Source organism: Algoriphagus aquimarinus (assembly GCF_900112005.1).
In the GTDB taxonomy this organism is placed as follows: Bacteria; Bacteroidota; Bacteroidia; order Cytophagales; family Cyclobacteriaceae; genus Algoriphagus; species Algoriphagus aquimarinus.
On record NZ_FOKK01000002.1, the window covers coordinates 381,725 to 403,149 of the forward strand.

At 41.6% G+C, this 21,425-nt stretch carries 10 protein-coding genes; 5 read left to right on the forward strand and 5 right to left on the reverse strand.

Annotated features, from left to right (window positions below; all coding sequences use genetic code 11):
• Positions 1 to 5,667: PKD-like domain-containing protein (locus BM291_RS04165; protein ID WP_217647290.1), on the forward strand; the 5,667-nt coding region annotated here is incomplete at its 5' end.
• 84 nt (positions 5,668 to 5,751) lie between these two features.
• Here BM291_RS04165 and BM291_RS04170 read toward each other — a convergent pair.
• Together BM291_RS04170 and BM291_RS04175 are read right to left on the reverse strand one after the other, a co-directional pair.
• Positions 5,752 to 10,092, reverse strand: coding sequence for a hypothetical protein (locus BM291_RS04170; RefSeq protein ID WP_092894898.1), 4,341 nt, complete (start codon positions 10,090 to 10,092; stop codon positions 5,752 to 5,754).
• A 1,094-nt stretch (positions 10,093 to 11,186) separates the two neighbouring features.
• Entirely contained in the window at positions 11,187 to 12,221 is a 1,035-nt protein-coding gene (locus tag BM291_RS04175; protein WP_092894899.1) for an RluA family pseudouridine synthase, read from the reverse strand.
• A gap of 58 nt (positions 12,222 to 12,279) precedes the next feature.
• Here BM291_RS04175 and BM291_RS04180 point away from each other — a divergent pair, with 58 nt between their 5' ends.
• Complete coding sequence (locus BM291_RS04180) at positions 12,280 to 13,197, forward strand: 1-aminocyclopropane-1-carboxylate deaminase/D-cysteine desulfhydrase (RefSeq protein ID WP_092894900.1); 918 nt, start codon at positions 12,280 to 12,282, stop codon at positions 13,195 to 13,197.
• Here the strand turns inward: BM291_RS04180 and BM291_RS04185 are convergent.
• The 3 genes from BM291_RS04185 to BM291_RS04195 form a co-directional block, all read right to left on the reverse strand.
• Positions 13,178 to 13,822: an AlbA family DNA-binding domain-containing protein gene (locus BM291_RS04185; RefSeq protein ID WP_092894901.1), complete on the reverse strand. Its 645-nt coding sequence runs from the start codon at positions 13,820 to 13,822 to the stop codon at positions 13,178 to 13,180. The genes BM291_RS04180 and BM291_RS04185 overlap by 20 nt on opposite strands.
• A 26-nt stretch (positions 13,823 to 13,848) precedes the next feature.
• On the reverse strand, positions 13,849 to 15,891 hold the full coding sequence (uvrB, locus tag BM291_RS04190) for an excinuclease ABC subunit UvrB (protein WP_092894902.1): 2,043 nt from the start codon (positions 15,889 to 15,891) through the stop codon (positions 13,849 to 13,851).
• A gap of 63 nt (positions 15,892 to 15,954) precedes the next feature.
• On the reverse strand, positions 15,955 to 17,145 hold the full coding sequence (locus BM291_RS04195; protein ID WP_092894903.1) for an Lnb N-terminal periplasmic domain-containing protein: 1,191 nt from the start codon (positions 17,143 to 17,145) through the stop codon (positions 15,955 to 15,957).
• Between the two features lie 40 nt (positions 17,146 to 17,185).
• Between BM291_RS04195 and BM291_RS04200 the strand changes: the two genes are divergently transcribed.
• From BM291_RS04200 to BM291_RS04210, 3 genes are all read left to right on the forward strand, one after another.
• On the forward strand, positions 17,186 to 19,498 hold the full coding sequence (locus BM291_RS04200; protein ID WP_092894904.1) for a T9SS type A sorting domain-containing protein: 2,313 nt from the start codon (positions 17,186 to 17,188) through the stop codon (positions 19,496 to 19,498).
• A gap of 84 nt (positions 19,499 to 19,582) precedes the next feature.
• Positions 19,583 to 20,896: a gluconate:H+ symporter gene (locus BM291_RS04205; RefSeq protein ID WP_092894905.1), complete on the forward strand. Its 1,314-nt coding sequence runs from the start codon at positions 19,583 to 19,585 to the stop codon at positions 20,894 to 20,896.
• A 24-nt stretch (positions 20,897 to 20,920) separates the two neighbouring features.
• Entirely contained in the window at positions 20,921 to 21,394 is a 474-nt protein-coding gene (locus tag BM291_RS04210; protein ID WP_092894906.1) for a RidA family protein, read from the forward strand.
• The last annotated feature ends 31 nt before the right edge of the window (positions 21,395 to 21,425 follow it).

Sequence of the window (21,425 nt, forward strand, 5' to 3'; positions counted from 1 at the left end):
GGAGCAAGCAACATTTCAGGGACACTTACCAACCCAACCAATACCCCACAAACGGCCACTTACACCGTGACGCCTACTTCTGGAAGCTGTACTGGAAATACCTTTACTGTAATAGTAACCCTCAGTCCAAAACCAGCGGTTACAAACATGACTAGCGCGGTTTGTAGTGGCGATGCATTTACCGCAACACCAGCTAATGGCACCAATGGAGTCGTTCCGGCAGGGACAACTTATTCTTGGAACTTGCTATCAGTGACTGGAGGCCTAACCGGAGGAACTTCAGGAAGTGGAAGCAGTATCACGGGTACACTTACGAACCCGACCAGTGTTCCTCAAACCGCTATATATGAGGTCACTCCTACCTCAGGTAGTTGTTCTGATAATACATTTTTGGTGACTGTCACAGTGGACCCAAAACCTGAAGTAACGGACATCGCTGACACCATTTGTAGTGGAGATTCCTTTGCTCTGACACCTATTGATGCAACAGATGGAATTGTACCTCCAGGCACTACTTACTCATGGGGAGTTCCTGCAATTTCCGGTGGTTTAACTGGTGGAGCGATTGGATCCGGAAGTAGCATTTCTGGTACTTTGACCAACCCTACCAATACTGTTCAAACAGCAACATATACCGTTACTCCTACTGTAAATGGCTGTACAGGTCCAAATTTCACAGTTACTGTAACTGTGGACCCTATTGCAACTATAACCCCTATCACCGACAACGTTTGTACTGGGGATGCCTTTTCAATCACACCAGCTAACGGAACTGATGGAATTGTACCAACTGGGACTACCTATACTTGGGACTCACCTATGGTAACTGGCGGCATTACTGGAGGAGCGGCTGGATCTGGAATTAGCATCGATGGTACGCTAGTCAATCCAACAAATACTCCCCAAACTGCAACTTATACCGTTACTCCAACTTCGGGCAGCTGTATTGGACCGACGTTTACTGTAACACTGACAGTCGACCCCATTACTGCAATAACTGCTCAACCAACAAATACCGGAGATATTGAGTGTTTTGGGGATGGTTTTGACCCAATTTCTGTCACGGCAATAGGTGGTGGTCTTACTTACCAATGGTATTCTAAGACGGATACATCAGATCCAGTATCAAATCCTGGAACCGTGGTTTCAGGTGCAACCTCGGCAAGCTTTACTCCACCTTCAACTACTCCGTTTTTTAATAGTTATTACTATTATGTAGCGGTTACAGGTAATTGTGGAGTTGAAATCTCGTCACTTTCTGGCGAATATATTGTTACTCCGCCTGCTACTTCAATAATACAGCAACCCTTAACCACTGATGTTGAGAGATGTAAAGATGGCTCTTTCATCCCATTAGAAGTCATTGCAATTGGTGAGATAGATGCAACATTCCCAGCCATTATTTATCAATGGTATAGTAATACTAGCCCATCAAATACAGGTGGAACTTTAATTTTAGGAGCTAATTCCTCAACTTTCACCCCTCCTAGTAATACAGTGGGTATAGTGTACTATTATGCAACCGCAGCTTCCAAATGCGGCACTGTACCAACTGATGTTTCAGGAGCGCATACTGTTACCCCCCTCACAGAAATTACTGATGAAGATTTGGCAGGACAAACCATTTGTGATGGAGCATTCTTTAGCTCAATATCAGTGGATGCAATCGGTACAGGTACTTTGACTTACCAGTGGTATCAAAACGATCAGAATTCTACATCTACGGGAAACATCACGGCGATAGGTTCAGGTTCTAACTTATTTACCCCCCCAGCAACTTTAGGCACATATTACTACTTTGTGGTCGTTTCTAGTGATTGTGGACCGGATGAAACTTCCTCAGTTTCTGGTCTATTTACAGTCAATCCCATCCCAACCGTCACCAATACATATTTAGACCAAACCATTTGTTCCAGTGGTAGCACAACAGAAGTCATATTCACTTCTGATGTATCAGGAACAATTTTTAATTGGACTGCAACCGCAACTACCGGTGTTTCAGGGTTTACAGGAAACGGTTCAGGGCCAATCCCTATTGAAACAATATCCACCACGGCCACTACACAAGGAACGGTTACTTATGTAATTACTCCAACTGCTAATGGATGTCCTGGGCCAACGACAAGCTATACAGTATTTGTGGATCCGTTACCTACGGTAACCAACACACCGTTAACTCAAACTATTTGCTCAGGTGCAAGTACCACTGAAGTTCCGCTGACTTCAGATGTGGCGGGAACTACTTTTAATTGGACGGCAACCGCAACAACTGGAGTTTCTGGATTTACAGCTAGTGGTTCCGGTCCTATCCCTGTTGAAAAAATAACAACGACAGCAACTTCACAAGGAACGGTTACTTATGTAATTACTCCAATTGCAAGCGGCTGTCCTGGACCACCAACGAACTATACCGTATTAGTGGATCCAATTCCTACGGTAACCAATACATTGCTAACTCAGACGATTTGCTCCGGAGGTAATACAACAGAAGTCTTACCTACCTCAGATGTCGCGGGAACTACTTTTAATTGGACAGCAACGGCAACCACCGGAGTTTCCGGATTTACGGCTAGTGGTTCAGGACCGATCCCTGTCGAAGCCATATCTACTTCAGAGAATACGCAGGGAATGGTCACTTATGTAATTACTCCGACTGCTAGTGGATGTCCTGGTCCAGCAACAAACTATACCGTATTAGTTGATCCGCTTCCAACAGTAACCAACACTTCATTGACTCAAACCATTTGCTCTGGTGGAAGTACTACACAAGTTGACCTCACATCTGATGTTTCTGGAGTTATCTTCAACTGGACAGCTAGTGCATCCTCTACAGATATATCCGGATTTACAATAAGTGGATCTGGACCAATCCCAGTTGAAACTATCTCCAATTCCGGAACTACACAGGGAACTGTTACCTATTCCATTATACCGAGCGCAAACGGATGCTCAGGACCTGCTACTGACTATGTAGTCAGCGTTGATCCCCTACCAGTCCCTACCTTTACCAGCTCTCCAGCTTCTAACGTTTGTGCGGAAATAGATGAAATAACTTATACTACGCAGTCGGGACAAACCAATTATATTTGGACTATTCCTGGAGTAGCCGGGACAGATTATAACATTACTGCAGGTGGAGTTAGCCCCTCAAACAATAGTGTAAGTATCATTTGGTTAACAGATGGGTCTAAAACCGTTGAAGTAAGCTACACCAATAGCAGCACAGGCTGTGTTGCAGCTAGCCCTGCTTCTTTTACTACAGATGTAGAGGAATTAGCGACGGTAAGTCCCACCTCCAATTCTTTTCCTAGTGTATGTATCAGTTCTCCCATATTAAGTCCCTTTACCCAACCTACCACAGGAGTAACGGGAATAGGAACACCGACAGGACTTCCTCTTGGTGTCACTGCCACATTTAACCAATCGACAGGAGAAATTGAGTTCTCCGGAAATGTATCTGGAGCCCCTACCCAGCTTTATACTTATAGTATCCCATTGACCGGAAATTGTATCAATGGCCTTACCGCAACTGGTACGATTGATGTAACGCCGGATTATGAATTGACTTCCGTTGGATCAGTATCAGCCACAGTATTACCAGGATCCGCGACGATAATTATTAACGGTAACGTATCTTCTCTTCCAGATGGTCAATATGTAGTGACATACGATTTGTTTGACCAGGATAATAATCTTATTCAAGGAAACATTGGCTCCGCACCATTTACAGTTTCAAATGGACGAGGATCCTTTCCTTCAATCGAACTCAGTGACGAGACTATAGAAGTATATGAACTAACCATAAAGAGCATTAAAAAGGTAACAGATGTTTGTACTATCAATCTAGATGTTAATGACCCTGTGAATACGACCTTCTTCAGTCTCTGTGGAGCTCCTTTTAATGAAGATGGCACCTTCTATGTTCCTGCCGGGATATATGAAATAACTATTCAGGCCATCGCTGCTGGTAGTGCCGGCAATTCGGATTTAATTACCATACCAGTAACTCCTGGTGAACCGCTGGGGATATTTGTCGGAGTAGGAGGTGCCGCAGGAACTGATAGAGACTCATGGGTTACACGGGACTCCTCGGATCCAAATCCACAAAGCACTGCCCTGACATATGTAAGCGGATCGGGTGGAAATGTCAATGGACAAGTACTGATCTCATACTCGTGTCCTGACCCAAATAGTAATGATTGTATTGAAGTGATCGACGATGGGGGGCAATCTGGCCTAACCGTTATTAGATTCATTTGTGATGATGCTTGGGATATTCCGGAAGGACTTGTTGAATTTTCAGTTTATGCCATAGGTGCCGGTGGGGGTGGTGGAATGGGCCCAACAGCTGGCGGAGGGGGTGCAGGCGGATTTACCTCGACCACATTCACGAGCACAGATCCGTATGGGATTGCGGCAGGAAATTCATTGACCATTGACATCGGTACAGTTGGACTAGGCGCACCAACCGTAAATGTTAAAGGAGGAAATGGCGGGGAAACGGAAGTATCAGATCCTAGCGGAAATATTTCCGTCAACCTAACTGCCCAAGGAGGTGGAGGCGGAGGTTCTTTTAATAATCTTGATGGTGGTAACGGTGCATCCGGTGGAGGTGGTGCTTACAGTGATCAGTCAAACGATACCCCAGGGATAGGAGGTGCCGGCATGCCTGGACAAGGAAATAATGGTGGCAATGGAGGTAGAGGAAATCGACCTAATCATGCTCGTGGTGGAGCTGGAGGTGGTGGCGTAGGTGGAATCGGAGAAAATGGTAGTGGAGCAGGTGTTGGTATTTCAAAATCAGGGGTTGGGGGGAATGGAGTTGCTATTTCATTAGGTGGTACCACTTACCCATATGGAGCAGGAGGAGGAGGAATAGGATTTAATTTCAATGGAAATACCAATGACCCAGGACTTGGAGGTGAAGTAAATGGAGTTATTATAGGAGGTACTGCAACTGATAATGGAATTGGAGGAAATGGTACTATTTACACCGGTTCAGGAGGGGGAGCTGGAACATTAGGAGGAGGAAACGGTTCTAGTGGCGTAGCATACATCACCTACTATAACTACCGCATCCTCCAAGTAGAATACCTCTATTTCGAAGCCAAGCTCAACACAGCTAATCGATCAGGTGAACTTACTTGGGCAACAGCAAAGGAGTGGGAAAATGACCGTTTTGAGATTGAAAGAGCAACAAACGGTGACTTAACTTCTTGGACTAAAATCGGAGAAGTGAAAGGTCAAGGATATAGCGACTCTGCTACTGATTACAAATTTGAAGACACAAATCTGCCAGCAGCTGGAGGTAATATTTTCTATCGATTGAAACAAATTGATGTAGATGGGTCATTTACTTATAGCGTCACTCGATCCATCAAAGTCCCAAGTTTAAAAGGACAATCAAAATGGATTGCCTATCCTAATCCTAGCAGTCCAGGAAACTATGTAACTGTTGATTTATTGGACAGAAGTAACTTTAGAGATGAGCAAATAATAATCAAAATCTCTGATGTGAAGGGAGTTTTCCAATCTCATTCTGTCAATACAATTGAAGAGGTAAGCATAGCCGTTAATAAGTATTTAGAGCAAGCTGCTCCTGGCATACATATCGTTCAGTTAATTTGGGGTACTAATAGCGAGCAACTCAAAATCGTTAGAAGGTAAACGAATTAAGAACTAACTGAAAAGCCCTTATGAAATCAATTTCATAAGGGCTTTTCTCATTTAAATGCGATATATATACCAACTCTAATCCTCTTCCTTTCTCTTTGGCGCTTTGGGTTGTCCGAGTCCCAAAGTCCCTTTAAGTCCACTAAATGTAGCTCGCCACCATCCTCCAAAAATAAACTTGGACTTGTCTCGCTCGAAGTACACTCGTGAGGTCACACGATGATTCAGAAACTTCCTTGGGTTATTATTTTTAGCAAAGGTGTTGGCAAGGAAAGTCATCAAACCAAGTTTACCTCTGCCCTTCTCTAAAGTCAAAGAATCCAAGAACTCAATCTTCAGATCCTTATACTTAAAGTTCATTTTACCTCGAGCCACATCGTCGTCCATTCTGAAATTCCATTTACCATCAGTAACTCGACCATCTACCACTCTTAAAAAAAGCCCTCTACTGAGCATATTATTAAGATGTTTAAGGTCAAACTTTCCCAATTCCACATCCACATCCATAGGGTAAGGATCACCAAAATACATGTTAGCTGTTAATTGCACTTCTCCGTCGCCCATCAGTTTAGAAGTGGCCGACAGCAAACTAGACTCTACGGGGAATTGCTCACCACTTCTTCTCATTGCAAATGGAACAATAGAAGCATTGAGGTCATCAAAGTGAATAGCCCCAGGAAGCATCGCTTTTGGGGCAAACTCCTGATACCTGACCAATCCATCGCTAACTATCACCGAATCTATAGTTAAATCAAACGGAGCATTTTCCATTAATTGCTGAGGCATTGGCTTGATAATTCCTTCCTTAATGGGAATTCTCTTATCTCTAAACACATCCATTTGAAAACCATCCAACTTTAGTGAATGAGCCTTTAAGTTGTTGTTATTAAAATATTCTTGAAAATCTATGTCCTTTAGATGTACGCTACTAGCAAAAGCCGTGATTGTATTGTCTTGATATACTCTTTTCCTCAGGAACTCGTATCTCCCCATAGCTGGCTCGAAATAGACACTATCAAGTATAATATCATTGTTCAAATACCTGATCTTACCAATAGTTAGCCTACTCATACTATCTTTTGTATAAATGCGGTAGTTGGAAAGAGATAAACTAAGATCCTTCTCAAGCAGTAACTGAGGACTAAAATCCTTACTCTTTTTCAGCAAATCCAGATTCATGGCTTTTAATCCAAAATCCACATCTCGAAAAGCCATTCTAGGTATTTGGCCTCCATCCTTGTGATAGAAAGCAATATTTCCTTTTTGAACTAACACATCCTGCAAAAGCACAGATTCTATTAGCCCAGATTCCTTGGAATCCTTTCTGGGATTTTCAGGTTTTTTGGATTTCTCGCCCGAATCCAGATATACTTTAATCGTTGGATTACTTAATCGAAGCTGACTTAGATCAAAAATCCCCGTGGACTGAATGTCACGGAGATTGTTATTTCGCACGCCAAGTTGATCAATCTTCGCAGATACGATCGGTCGTCCGGGAGCACCGGTAGTATTTCTTGGGATTATTTCAAAATCAGAAAAAACAGTTTCTACATCCGTATTATCTACTGTCAAGCTAGAGAACTTAATCGTATGCATACTATCTGGCAATGCATAGGAGAAATCTTCCAACGTCAAATTTATTTCTCTAAAAAGCCCTTCTATATCCTGCTTTGCATTTGTTGCCGAATCCAGATTCAACCCATTTATTTCCAAATCAAAATCTGTTTGAATGGACTGGAAATCGTTATCTCCAATTCTATAGTTCAAACTCAATTTTGAATTCTTTGCCACAACTCCTTCAATTGTAACTCGCTCAATAGACTTTGGAAGAGACTTACCATCTAGAGAATCATCTTTTTTCCCATCCCCACTCTCCTCATAATCTCTATTAATTTCTAAACTGATCGTACTACCATCTACTACCAGCCTATCCAAATCAAGTTGATTTTCAAACAAAAAAGACTCTATATCCACTCCCTCGAATAACACACTTGGCAAGACCAGAGAAAGTGCGATTTTACTCTTTATAGACTTACTTGGCTTCAATATTAGATTATCGACAGATATAGTTTTTGATTTTGAATTGAATCTCAATCCATCAGTATCCACCTCATAATTCCCACCTGCTACAGAAAAATCATATTTCCTCAATATCAACTCTATTTCATCAGAGAAGAATGTCCTCCCAGGATCAGAAACTTGCCCCTTTTGCAGATAAAACCCCTTAAGATTCAGAGAAAGACTATCCTCGCTTAAAGACAATTCCTTGGTCGCTGCATGATTAAGATAATGCACCTGGCCATCACTGAAACTGACTGAATCTATCTGTATATGAGAAAAATATGAGGTGAGTAACTCTTCAATTTCATCAGAAGATTCTACCTGGTTTGAGCCGCCACCGGCTGTATTCTTCTTCCTAAATCGAGTTAAACTTGCATTAGGTGAGGGAACCAGAATCCTGTTAATTAGTAGCTTTTCGTCTTGATAGGCTGCCATCAGATCAATCCCTTCGACTCTAAATTCAGGTATGGTAAGGTTCAAGATCACAGTCTTGCCATAACTATCTAGGATGTACTGAATGGAGTCTGGATTTTCGGGTCTCAGGGTAAAATTGTTTACCACTACCAGGGAATTCTTCGAGTCTATCAAGACCTTATCAGCCATGAATTCATGGAGATTATCTCGCAATTTCAGCCTGTATTTATCCAAACTAAGCACCATTTCCTCCGCTAGGAATTGATTTCTAACATCAATATCCGAATTCGGCTGAAGGAACACTTTTTCTAATAGCAAACTGAATTTTTCAAACCCAATATCATTACTCCTTACACCCTGCTCATTTTTGAATTGGACTTCGCCCTCCTGCAAATCAAACCTTCCTATGGCTACCTCATTCAAATAGCCCTTCAATAGCTCTGCAATAGGCTCACTACCCCCATCCCCGGATCCACTCAGTAGTTCTGTAATCTCTACTTTAGGAGATTGAACCAACATTTCATCAATACTCAATTTCCCCTCTCGATAGAGTTTCTTTAGATTGGCTTTGTTAAGAGAGAGTTTGGGTAATGAGATCCTGATAATATTTTTCGGCTGCAATTTTTCAAGTGCCGTCTTCCTAGGCTCCACCAGCACATTTTCTATGATAATTTCATCTTTAAAGGAAGAGACGCTTACCCGATCACTGTATATCACATGAATCTCGTCAGATAAATACAAATCAGCATCTTGAATTTCCATGGCAGCATCTTCACCATAAAAAAACTGATTTCCTTTTCTAGACTCATCCGCACCCAAATAAAACTTGACCATCTTAAAATCAAGCTTCTGGATATCAATACGGTTTTTCAGCGTGTCTTCAGCATCGGAAATGATAAACTTTCCATTATTAACAGAAAGCTCCTTTACCTCAAATGACTCCAATATCCCCTTAATCAACTCATTCAAATCACCCGTAGCGGTACTATCTATCGTTTCCCGTTTACTTTGCAGTACCCGAAATTCTGGATTGTTAAGAATGATCTCATCTATCGCAACATTGGAAGTCATGAAAGCTTCATTCAGCGCAACATTACCAACCCGTAGCTCATCCAAACTCACATCATAATAGGTTTTACTATCACGAGTTCTATCAGGATAAAGCTTGAAGCCTTTGATATCTATCACATTATCCAATGAACTAACATAAACCTGACTCGCAGTGATGGAATGAACTCCATCTGGAAGAGGAAAATCAACATTATTGAGATCAAACTCAAACCCTCTCGCATTGAATGGTGTTTTCCATTCCTCCCGACTTGTCCAATCGATATCCTTTACTAAAAGTCTGGTATTTTCAGCTTTTAAGGAGTTTTGGCTGAGGAAGTTTAAAAAGAATAAATCCGCATGATTGATTGATAATTCGGAGATATAGACACCTTTAAATCTAGTATTATTAATAATTTTCTTTAGCTCATTCTCTAACGCTTTTACCGAGGATTCTTTGATAATAGCATTGTCCAAACTGTCTGAAATTGGCAAATCCATACTGATAACAGGGTTATCAAAGCCCAGTTTCCCAATATAAAAAACCCCTTCCGAGAAATCATACCACAGATTACGGAGTGACAGTTCATCCAATGTCAAGTCAAATAATGCCTGCTTCTGATCTGGTCTTCTCTCCCCTACCGGCTTCATGATTAAGCCGTCTAAAAACACGCCCCTCCTGATTAATGAGAATCTAACTCTATTAAAATCAATTGTATAGACACCCTGCGCAGAATCGTTTATTTTTCGTCTAGCCCAATCAGCAAGCACAAAGTTGGCTCCGAAATAAAACAGAAACTCTAAAAAAATGATGGATAGAAAAGCAAACATCATCCACCTCAGCACCTTCTTTCTAAAGGGATGTTTGGAATGTTTGTCTTTTTGCTCTTCAGCCATATAGCACGGATTTTTGTCTAAAATAGACAATTAGTGCAAACTTAAATGAAAAAAGCAGCACAGATGTGCTGCTTTTAAAAGCTGTAGGAGAAGGATTCGAACCTCCACGGGGCAGTTAGGCAATAGTCCGGTTGAATTACGCTTTATGCTTTCCGATCCCAATAGATATCAGGTCCGGATCCCCACCCCCGAGACAGGAGGGCTTGTCTGCCAGTTTCAACATCCTACAATGATGAATTTTAATTTCTACTGACCTTCTGCCAGTACTTATTGATTTTTCCTGATTAATAGAAAAACCAAAGGTTTAATAGGTTTGGTTAAGCAAGTCTGGCTGTTTTACACTAACCGACTTTTATTTTGCTGGGTCAAAATTAGAAATACCATTCGTTTATTAAAATTATTATAACAATTAATTATTTTTTTTACAGTATTTATATCAAAGACATCATTTTAATATCATAACCATAAATACAAAGGACAATTAAGCATGTGAATTACTAATTCATTAATAGAGGTGAGCATGCATTTAATCAAAATCTTATTGGGCAAATGCTTTTATAAACCAAATTTAAAAAGAGTCCTATTTTGAAAAGGGCATAAAAAAAACCATGAAACAAAATTTCATGGTTTTAGTCAATTAACAATAAACCCAAAATAACCTGCTGTAGGAGAAGGATTCGAACCTCCACGGAGTAGTTAGGCAAATTTACGAGCTCGCTAAATGCTTTATTCTATAACCTCCACCCCCGAGACAGGAGGGCTTGTCTGCCAGTTTCAACATCCTACAGTGTTGTGTAATTTCAATGTATTTTGAGTGCTTACCGTGTGTTTGCTCTCTTTGTATGATTCAAATATAGCAGACGGGTTTGTTTATTAAAAATAATTCAAAAATAAAACTGAATTTTTACAGTATTTTTAATGATAACGATTGAAAAATACAGTATCGGCAAAAAGGGCATTAATATCGACTTGTATATTGACTATTTTTCAAAAGATCAACCCAATATTGCCAAAACAGCCCGTAAAGGGCTGTTTTGTTGTCAAAATCATATCAATTCGAGCGAATTATTACTTATTCTCTAATATTCACATGCTTATTCAAAGTTCACGTAATTCTCCCACTTGTCTAAAACGGCCTGGAAATCCTGAGGTAATGGAGCTTCAAAATATAGTTTCTCCTTGGTAACAGGATGTATAAATCCCAAAGACTTCGCATGTAATGCCTGTCTTGGCAAAAGATTAAATGCATTATGAACAAAGGTCTTGTACTTAGAGAATTGAGTTCCTTTACGGATTTTGTCACCTCCATAGGTTGCATCATTGAAAAGCGGATGTCCCAAATACTTCATATGAGCACGGATCTGATGCGTACGCCCTGTCTCTAGATTACACTGAATCAGGGACACATACCGAAGCCTATTCAAAACTTTCCAGTGCGTAACAGCATGCTTCCCTTGACTTCCGTCTGGAAACACATCCATTATCTTTCTGTTTTTAGCACTTCTACCGACGTTACCTGTGATAGTTCCACCCTCTTCTTCTATTTCACCCCATACAAGAGCCAAATAAGTACGTTCTATTGTATGGTGGAAAAACTGAGAAGCTAAGTGAGTCATAGCCTCCTCAGATTTAGCTATTACTAATAGCCCAGAAGTATCCTTATCAATTCTATGGACCAAGCCTGGCCTACCTTCATTACCCTTCATCTCAGGAAGATTCTGAAAGTAAAAAACCAAAGCATTCACTAGCGTGCCTGTCCAGTTTCCATGGGCAGGATGAACAACCATTCCAGCCTCCTTATTGACCACAAGAAGATGTTGATCCTCAAAGACGATATTAAGTGGAATGTCTTCTGGCACCACTTCGGTATCGCGCGGAGGCTTACCCATGTGCACCCGAATATCATCCAACGGCTTCACCTTATAGCTCCCCTTGATGGATTCACCATTTACTTGGATTAGGCCAGCATCAATAGCCTGCTGAATCTTATTTCTGGTGGCAAAAGCTATCTTGTCTGTCAAAAACTTATCGATCCTAATTGGAGTCTGTCCCTTATCGATTATAAACTTAAAATGTTCATAAAGCTCTAATTCTTCCTCTTCGAAATCTTCTTCTGGTTGCATGCTCATGCTGCAAAAATAAGATTATCAAGCTTAACTTTGACAACTCTGCAAAAAAGCACCCTAAATGCTCCTTCCAAATCCGGCTCCTATTCAATTTCTTGCTCACTCTATTCTTGAAGAAAAAGGTATCGAACTTGCCGTAAAGCGTTTAGATCTAGTGCATCCAGAAGTTTCTGGAAACAAATTTTTCAAACTCAAATACAACCTGGAAAAAGCTAAAAAAGAAGGGAAAAATAAGATTCTGACCTTTGGAGGGGCTTTTTCGAATCATATCTACGCCACTGCCGAAGCAGCAAAAGCGGAAAACATAGAAGCCATCGGCATCATACGAGGGGAAAGAACTGAGCCGCTTAACGCTACGCTTTTACATGCCGAAAACCTAGGCATGCATCTTCATTTTATAGATAGAAATAGTTACAGAAATAAATCACAGCCTCAATTTCTGGCCACTCTGCAAAAAAAATTCGGTGATTTCTATCTAATTCCAGAAGGCGGCACTAATGAATTGGCTATCGAGGGAACAAAAGAAATACTAGATTCTGATGACCTGAATTTTTCACATGTCTGCTCTTCCATAGGAACTGGTGGTACTTTTTGCGGGCTATATTCATCACTTTCTGAAAATCAAAAGCTACTTGGATTCTCATCGCTGAAAGGGGAATTCATTCATGAAGAAATTGCTGAGTTACTCCAGAAAAACCAACTCAACAGTCAAGGTTTGTATGAGATTTTCACGACTTACCACTATGGTGGCTATGCCAAACACACCCAAGAACTCATCGATTTTATCTGGTGGTTTTATGAGAGTTTTGGCATTGTCCTAGACCCTATCTATACTGGGAAGATGGCTTTTGGAATTTGGGATTTAATCAAAAATGACTATTTCTTTTATAGCTCAAAAATCCTGATGATTCATTCCGGAGGACTGCAGGGAAATAATGGATTTACACAAATGACAGGAATTAAACTCCCGAATCCTTAAGTGTAAATAAGTCTTCGGACTCCTGAGGGTGAATCAGAAGCACATTAGCAAGCACCAAGCGTACCAGAGTTTTGGACGCCAGAAACCTTGGAAGATTTGCCAACTTAGAGAATTCATTAAGTGTGATTTTGTCGGATTCGCCAAGTGCTTTCATCAGGAGCTCTTCCTTTCTACCATAAGTAAAGACCATATCCCTCGGCGTTTTCCCTCTTCTCAAAATCTCCCAAACTTCCTTACTTGCCTGTACTGATCGATCCGCAACTCGAATATAAGCTCGCTTTCTATCTTTCTCTTTAAGATAATGCGGGCGCTCCATACTTACTGGAACTTTGAAAACTGCCACTCCCTTTTTCTCATTGAGCTTTAAGGAATATAATTGATACTCTAATCGAGGGAAAATAAGCTCATTTATAGCTTTCTCCATCACAAAAATCTCCTCTTCTATATATCGCTGTCCGCTGACAGTCCCATCATCATCTACTCCGATCAGCAAATCACCGCCCGAAGTATTGGCAAAGGCGATAAGCTCTCGGACTATCTTCTCAGGAAAAGTCGCTTTCTTTTTAAATTCTATTCGTAGCCCCTCCCCTTTGGCAGCGAGTACCTTCACATCCTGCAGCGTCATTTTAATAGATTTTAGATAGATAAAGCCTATTTACTTACTCCACGGTTCAATTGCTCTAATCTGGATTTTTGAGATTGCCACTCATCGCGAATGCGCGCAGCCTCCATGAAATTAAGCTCTTTCGCCGCTTTCTCCATCATTTTCTGCGTTTGCTGAATCAGCTTTTCCAGCTTTTCTTTACTTAGGTATTGCACCACTGGATCTGCCGCCATGCTTGCTTCACCAGGCATAGGCTCTGCATAGTATTTAGGGTTTTTCTTAGAGTCAGCTACCTTGGTTTGACCCATGATTTTATCATGCGATTTCACCACAGTAGTAGGAGTGATTCCATGCTCAGTATTATACGCAATCTGTAGGGCACGTCTTCGCTTCGTTTCATCCATCGCGAGCTGCATGGAATTGGTGATTTTATCCGCATACATAATCACTCTCCCTTCTGAATTTCGAGCCGCACGACCAATGGTCTGCACCAAACTCCGCTCATTTCTCAAGAAACCTTCTTTATCAGCATCCAGAATTGCTACCAAGGAAACCTCAGGCAAATCCAACCCTTCTCTCAATAAGTTCACACCAACAAGCACATCGAAAATCCCCAAACGTAACTCACGCAATATTTCCACACGATCAAGAGTTTTCACCTCAGAGTGAATGTAGCGGGACTTCACTCCAGCTCTTTCGAGAAACTTCTGAAGTTCCTCAGCCATTCGCTTGGTCAGCGTAGTTACTAGCGTTCTCATGCCAGATTTAATCGTCTGGTCAATTTCCTCCAGCAAATCATCGATTTGATTCTGACTCGGTCTCACCTCAATAGTAGGATCTAATAGCCCCGTAGGACGAATGATTTGCTCTACGACCACACCTTCTGTCAAAGACAACTCATAATCTGCCGGCGTCGCAGACACATAGATCACCTGATCGCATAGGTCTTGAAACTCTTCAAACTTCAAAGGTCTGTTATCCAAAGCCGAGGGAAGTCTGAACCCAAAGTCCACCAAATTGATTTTTCTGGACCTATCTCCCCCCCACATCGCGCGAACTTGAGGTAAGGTCACGTGACTTTCATCTACAACTAAAAGAAAATCATCCGGGAAATAATCAATCAAGCAGAAAGGTCTTGCACCAGGAGCCCTTCTGTCAAAATATCTGGAGTAATTCTCTACGCCAGAACAGTATCCTAGCTCTCGCATCATTTCCAAATCAAACTCCGTTCGTTCTTGTAGACGTTTTGCTTCAGCAAACCTTCCTTCTCTTTCAAAGAAATTCACCTGATCTACCATATCATATTGAATCTCATGAATGGCCGTTTGTAAGGTGTCTTTCCCTGTTACAAACAAGTTTGCAGGGAAAATAGAAATGATCTTTTCGTCATTCAGCTTTTTTCCCGTAGCTGGATCAAATCGCTGTATCGCTTCAATCTCGTCTCCCCAAAAGAAAATTCTATAGCCCCAATCGGCATAAGCCACAAAGATATCGACTGTATCTCCTTTCACACGGAAAGTCCCGTGAGTCAGCTCATGCTGGGTTCGGCTATATAGAATATCTACCAATTTGAAAAGCAACTGATTCCTAGGAATTCGGTCGCCCTCCTGAAGTTTGATGACATTTTTACTAAACTCATCCGGGTTTCCTATACCATAGATACAGGAAACAGAAGCCACTACGATCACATCTCTCCGCCCAGTTAGCAGCGCGGAAGAAGCACTCAAGCGAAGCTTCTCTATCTCTTGATTGATCGATAGATCCTTTTCTATATAAGTGCCTGAAGTAGGTATAAATGCTTCTGGCTGGTAATAATCGTAGTAAGAAATAAAATACTCAACAGCATTATCTGGAAAAAATTGCTTGAATTCCCCGTACAGCTGGGCTGCGAGTGTCTTATTATGGCTTAGAATTAAGGTAGGTTTCTGGGTCTGCTGAATAAGATTGGCTACGGTAAAAGTTTTACCGGACCCCGTCACACCCAGCAAAACCTGAGCGGCATCGCCATTATTCACTCCTGCCGTAAGCTGTTCTATAGCCTTGGGCTGATCTCCAGTAGGCTGATAATCTGAGGTAAGTTTGAATTCCATAAGCTTCGTCCGAAAATACCCAACACCAATCCCCTATGCAAAAGTTTAGAGGGAAAGAGAAAATTACTTTTCGACTCGTTTGAATTTACCCAGGTTATAATACAAATAATTTGTTCTGAGGATCAGTACCAAAAGCAGGGGAATCAAACTTGGATGAAAAGACTGCCAACCCAAGATCCAGAAAACAACCGCCGCGTCTGCCATGATCAAAGCAAATAGCAAGTATTTCAAAACCCAAGGTTTAATGGTTTTCTTGACCAAAACGATAGCTAGCACAAGGTGACCCGGGAAGGCCCAGAGAATATTCCAGTTGTACTTGGTAGAAGGAATTTCAGATCCTATCCAAAGTGCAGACATCACCAACCCTATGACTCCAAGAATGCCAAAAAATACCACATCAAAACCTATAAACAGCTTTCCTTTCTTAAATCCTATAAATGTGATTGCGGTAAAAATGATAGCGATCACCCAGAAAATCCAATAAGGATTGACAGCTCCAAAAGAACCCGCTGGTTTTTCAAAATCTAAAATAACTCTGCTCTGCCCTACCAACGGACGGGTAGGCCCATCACCTTGGATCTCAGCTCTCGAAAAAGCCCCCTCCACATACTTAGGCAGAAACTGCTCTTCCAGCGGTGTAGCATCTCTATCCAGCCGAGAACCCAGTGCCAAGTCAATCCCAAGATCCGACCAGGACATGTAATAAACCATCTCATCGATCAGTTCCCGAAAAGTTTTTTCAATAGGCTCCCGTACCTCATCATGCCAGACTAGCTGATCGCCCAACACTGTACTGATCGCGTCACGTACCCGGGTGGCACAATTGTCAAAGAAGAAATCGTAGCGATAAGCCCGATTCTCCGGGAGATAATTAGTCTCCAAAAACTGGATCAACTCTGTTTTCTGCTGTTCATTGAGACTCAGCACCTGCTCCCGAACGGAGCGCTGAAAGTAATCATACTCAGCTATAAAGCGATCAAACGTAGATACAGAGAGGTAGTAATCCAATCTGCCTCCGGCAAAATTCAGGACAAAGTTCGGCGCACCAAAATCAAAGGTACCGTAGTTGTACACCACATCCCTACCTGTGTTGAGATCCAGTACCCGAATACCGCTGTGGCCAAAGGAACTGTAAATCTCCTCTCCAGGGTCACAAGTGAGCAAACTGATCTGGTATTCCTGGGCTTGCAAAGAAGCTAAACTACTGACAGTCAGTAAAAAAATTAAACTAATTGCTATTTTTATCAAGTTCATTTCACTAAATTAATAGACGTTTTTTAATATACTTTTTTATATGAAAACACGGGGCAAAACGTTGGCCTGGAGGGCACTTTTTCAATGCCGAATATACTTCATATTCTCGGCAGTTACATTTCATTGCCTTTACTTAAACGCTTCCTTCTGTCAGGAAATTGGCGCTTACCGCACAGTCGCTTCTGGAAATTTTGGAAATCTCGGCATCTGGGAAGTATACAACGGATTGGTATGGGTTCCAGCTACAGCTAAACCAAATCTGGGTAATGATATTTATATAAATCAGAATCACAAAGTCACTTTAACCGCTAATGAAGAAGCTAAGAGTCTATTTATCAATTCCGAGACTGGAGCAGGTGAGAAATTGAATCTCAACGGTAGAAATATCAATCTCTATGGTTCTTTGCAAGCATTCTCAGGCGCAGCGCCAGGCATCCCTTCAGGCACGTGGAATAGCCAAAATTGGATTGGTAATTCTATCGCAAGTACAATTACATTTAAGGGTAGCACAAGAATAATTACCCCAAAAAATGCATGGAGTGGCTTTACTACCCAGAGTAGATATACAGTGATATTTGACCCAGGTGCTGGCAATACTTTGACAATTGAAGAACCATTTAAAGCTGTGAAATTCATTCTTCGTTCTGGGATTTTACGTCAAAAGTTAGACATTTCAGTAGTTCCTAATTTTTGTTCGTCTATCTCATTTAATACGGAAACAAGCTTTTATCCTTCTGGACCATTCGGAGATTTCATAATTGAGTCAGGCGGGATTTTTATTTCTGAATGCAGTGACAATGTCATAGCCAGATCTATCTCAGGATCGGTTAGTGCTAACCTCTTCGATCTTCAATCAGGTGCTGAACTGATTCTCGAAGGATCTTCACCAAAAATTGAAGCGGCTACTTTTCAACTAAACGGGAAAGTAACATTCAGAAAAAACTCAGGCACTCAGGATTTTCTTTCAAAATCTTATGCTAGTTCAGCAGTTCCTTTAACCTTCCACGACCTAGAGATCCAAGGCTCTCAGAATGTCACATTGCCGAACACTTTATCATTGAATGGAGATATGACTCAAGTTGGCTCAGGCGCCTTTGTTCTTATCAATACAGAACTTAATCTAATTGGCTCAACAGATCAACACATCATAGGTTTCGCTATGAATGTTAATAAGCTTACTGTAAACAAGCCTGCTGGAACAGCTTTTTTCGCACAAAATTTAGCTATTCGCCATACTCTTAAAATGGATGCTGGAGGACTAAACCTCCAAGGAAATAATCTCACTCTAAACACTTTGGGATCTGGAGGATTGGTATACAGCGCTGGACACTGGATAAATATTGGCCAATTCACTTATCAAAACACACCTTCTTCCATGACCTCTATAAATGCCACATTCCCCTTTTACGATCAGTATCAAGGAGGTATTCGTAAGGTTCAAATGCTCGGAACTTCAGCTGGCGGACATTTAAACATTCAATTCACAGAATATAAAGGAGCAGATTTCAACCCAAGTTTCAATGACTTGGACGGTACTCCAATACTTTATCGACTTTTCAGCTACTTCAATTTCTCGGGACTCAATGCTAGTTCGAATCCATTGGAATTGAGAATTTCTGCAGAAAAGCTAATCGTGGATGAGCCTGAAGATCTTAGGTTAGTATGCACTGGTTATGCTGCTCCTGGTACTCATATTGAGAGTTCAGATAGAGTGAATCTGTGGGCAATCAGAAGTCTTACTTTTGATGATCTTACAGGTAAAAATTTCACTGTTGGTAGCTTCAGAACACTCAGCATCTTACCAGTCACATGGCTATCCATTTCTGCCAATATAAAGAACAATATCAAGCAGGTTTCTTGGTCAGTTGCAGAAGAAAAAGACAATGAAAAGTTCGAGATCTATAGCTCCAACAACCCGCTAAATGATTGGATAAAAATCGGAGAAATCCACAGCCAAGGCGATTCCGACACTCCAGCTTTGTACTCATTCACTGACGAAAACTTATCAAAATCCTCTTCAACCTATTATCTAATTAGACTTATAAATTTCTCAGGGCAAGAATTTTGGAGCAAGGTGGTGAGACTTGAAAATGACACTTCAACTTCTAAAGATCAGGTCACCATTTCACCAAACCCACATTTCTCTGGTAAAATCAGTGTATCGCTCCCCGAAAGTTTCAATCTCGAGAATTCTCAAATAAGTGTCTATTCAATTCAAGGTTTGTTGATTTCAGACTTTAAGTATCATGAAATTCTCCTTTCAGAAAAATTAGAAGTGTTAAATCCAGGCATCTATCTAATCAAGTTTTCAAACCAAGAGAACACCATTCAAAGCAGATGGATTAAGCACTAAGAATGATTTCCGAGGAATTATCTTAGCTGAAACACACTTTAGCCCAATTTTTTTATCTTAGCCAGCTAAACCCAACCTATTCCTATGACCATTCTTCTTGTACTGCTCAGTATTGCCATTCTTGTGCTGCTGATTGTCTGGGCCAAGCTCAATCCATTTTTAGCATTTCTTATCTCATCCATTAGCGCAGGCTTTCTACTCGGACTCCCGGCAAACCAGATAGCCGGCTCAGTACAGCGCGGCATGGGAGTATTATTAGGAGACCTAGTCATAGTAATCGTCATGGGCGCGATGCTAGGCAAGCTGGTAGCTGAATCTGGCGCTGCTCAGCGAATTGCTGGTTTCCTCATGAAAATCTTTGGACAAAAACACATCACCTGGGCTATGGCCATCACGGGATTAGTAGTGGGAATTCCCTTGTTTTATAATGTGGGCTTCGTATTACTTGTTCCCCTTGCGTTCACGGTAGCTTATCAGTACAAGATCTCGGCTGTCTATGTGGGAATACCCCTTCTGGCGGCACTTTCTGTGACACATGGTTTTTTGCCTCCACATCCTTCACCAGCCGCTTTAGTAGCTCAGTTTGATGCCAACATGGGATTGACACTCTTCTACGGTTTTATGATCGCTATCCCTACCATTGCTCTTGCAGGACCTCTATTCGCGAGAACTCTGAAGAATATGAAAGCTGAACCTCTAAAGACCTTCCAGGCAGAAACAAAACCTGAATCTGAGCTTCCTTCTGCTTCAAATAGCTTTTTCACCGCACTACTTCCTGTGTTTCTCCTAGTGGGCACTACAGCTTTGAATCTAAATATTTCTCCGGAAAGCAGCTTAGCTCCGATCATTGCCTTTGTAGCAGATCCAGGAATTGTGATGTTGGTATCCGTACTTATCGCGACCTACACGCTGGGTTTAAATCGTGGTTTCAACATGAAGCAAATCATGGATCTATACACGGTCGCGACCAAAGACATCGCAATGATTCTATTGATCGTTGCTGGGGCGGGCGCTTTGAAGCAAATCTTCACTGACACCGGAGTTAGCTTGGTGATCGCCGAAGGACTTCAAACTTGGGACATTCACCCACTGATCTTGGCCTGGATTATTACTGCCATTATTCGAGTTTGCGTGGGCTCTGCGACTGTAGCTGGCTTGACAACCGCCGGGATAATTGCCCCTTTAGTGACTACGATGAATGTAGATCCCAACCTTTTGGTATTATCCATCGGTGCAGGAAGCTTGATGTTCTCACATTTCAACGATGCCGGATTCTGGATGTACAAGGAATTCTTCAACGTAAGCATCAAAGACACCATCAAATCCTGGTCTCTGATGGAAACTATCGTTGCCGTAGCCGGATTAGCAGGCGTGCTAATCCTTGATATTTTCGTCTAATTTTAATTACAAAAAATCACCCAAATGGAAACTCCAGAAAGCAATTTCACCAAACTTGGTCTCAATCTTCCTCCAGCTCCAAAGCCACTTGGCGTTTACAAACCTTGCTTGATTGACGGAAAATACTTGTACCTCTCAGGCCATGGTACTGTCCAAGATGATGGCAGCTTAATCATCGGAAGAATTGGAGAAGAACTTGATATAGAAGCCGGAAAACTGGCGGCAAGACAAGTTGGGCTGGCAATGCTCTCAACCATCAAAGCTAACCTTGGCTCTCTCAATCGAGTGAAGCGAGTGATCAAAGTCTTAGGAATGGTGAACTGCGTCTCTACATTCGAGCGCCATCCTTATATCATCAATGGATGTAGTGAGCTTTTCGCTCAGGTCTGGGGAGAAGAATATGGAATTGGCGTACGATCAGCTGTCGGAATGGGAACATTGCCAGACAATATACCTGTGGAAGTAGAAGCAATGTTTGAGCTTCACGAAGGAGCTTGATACCGCACGATTGCTTTGTAGGATAAAAAAA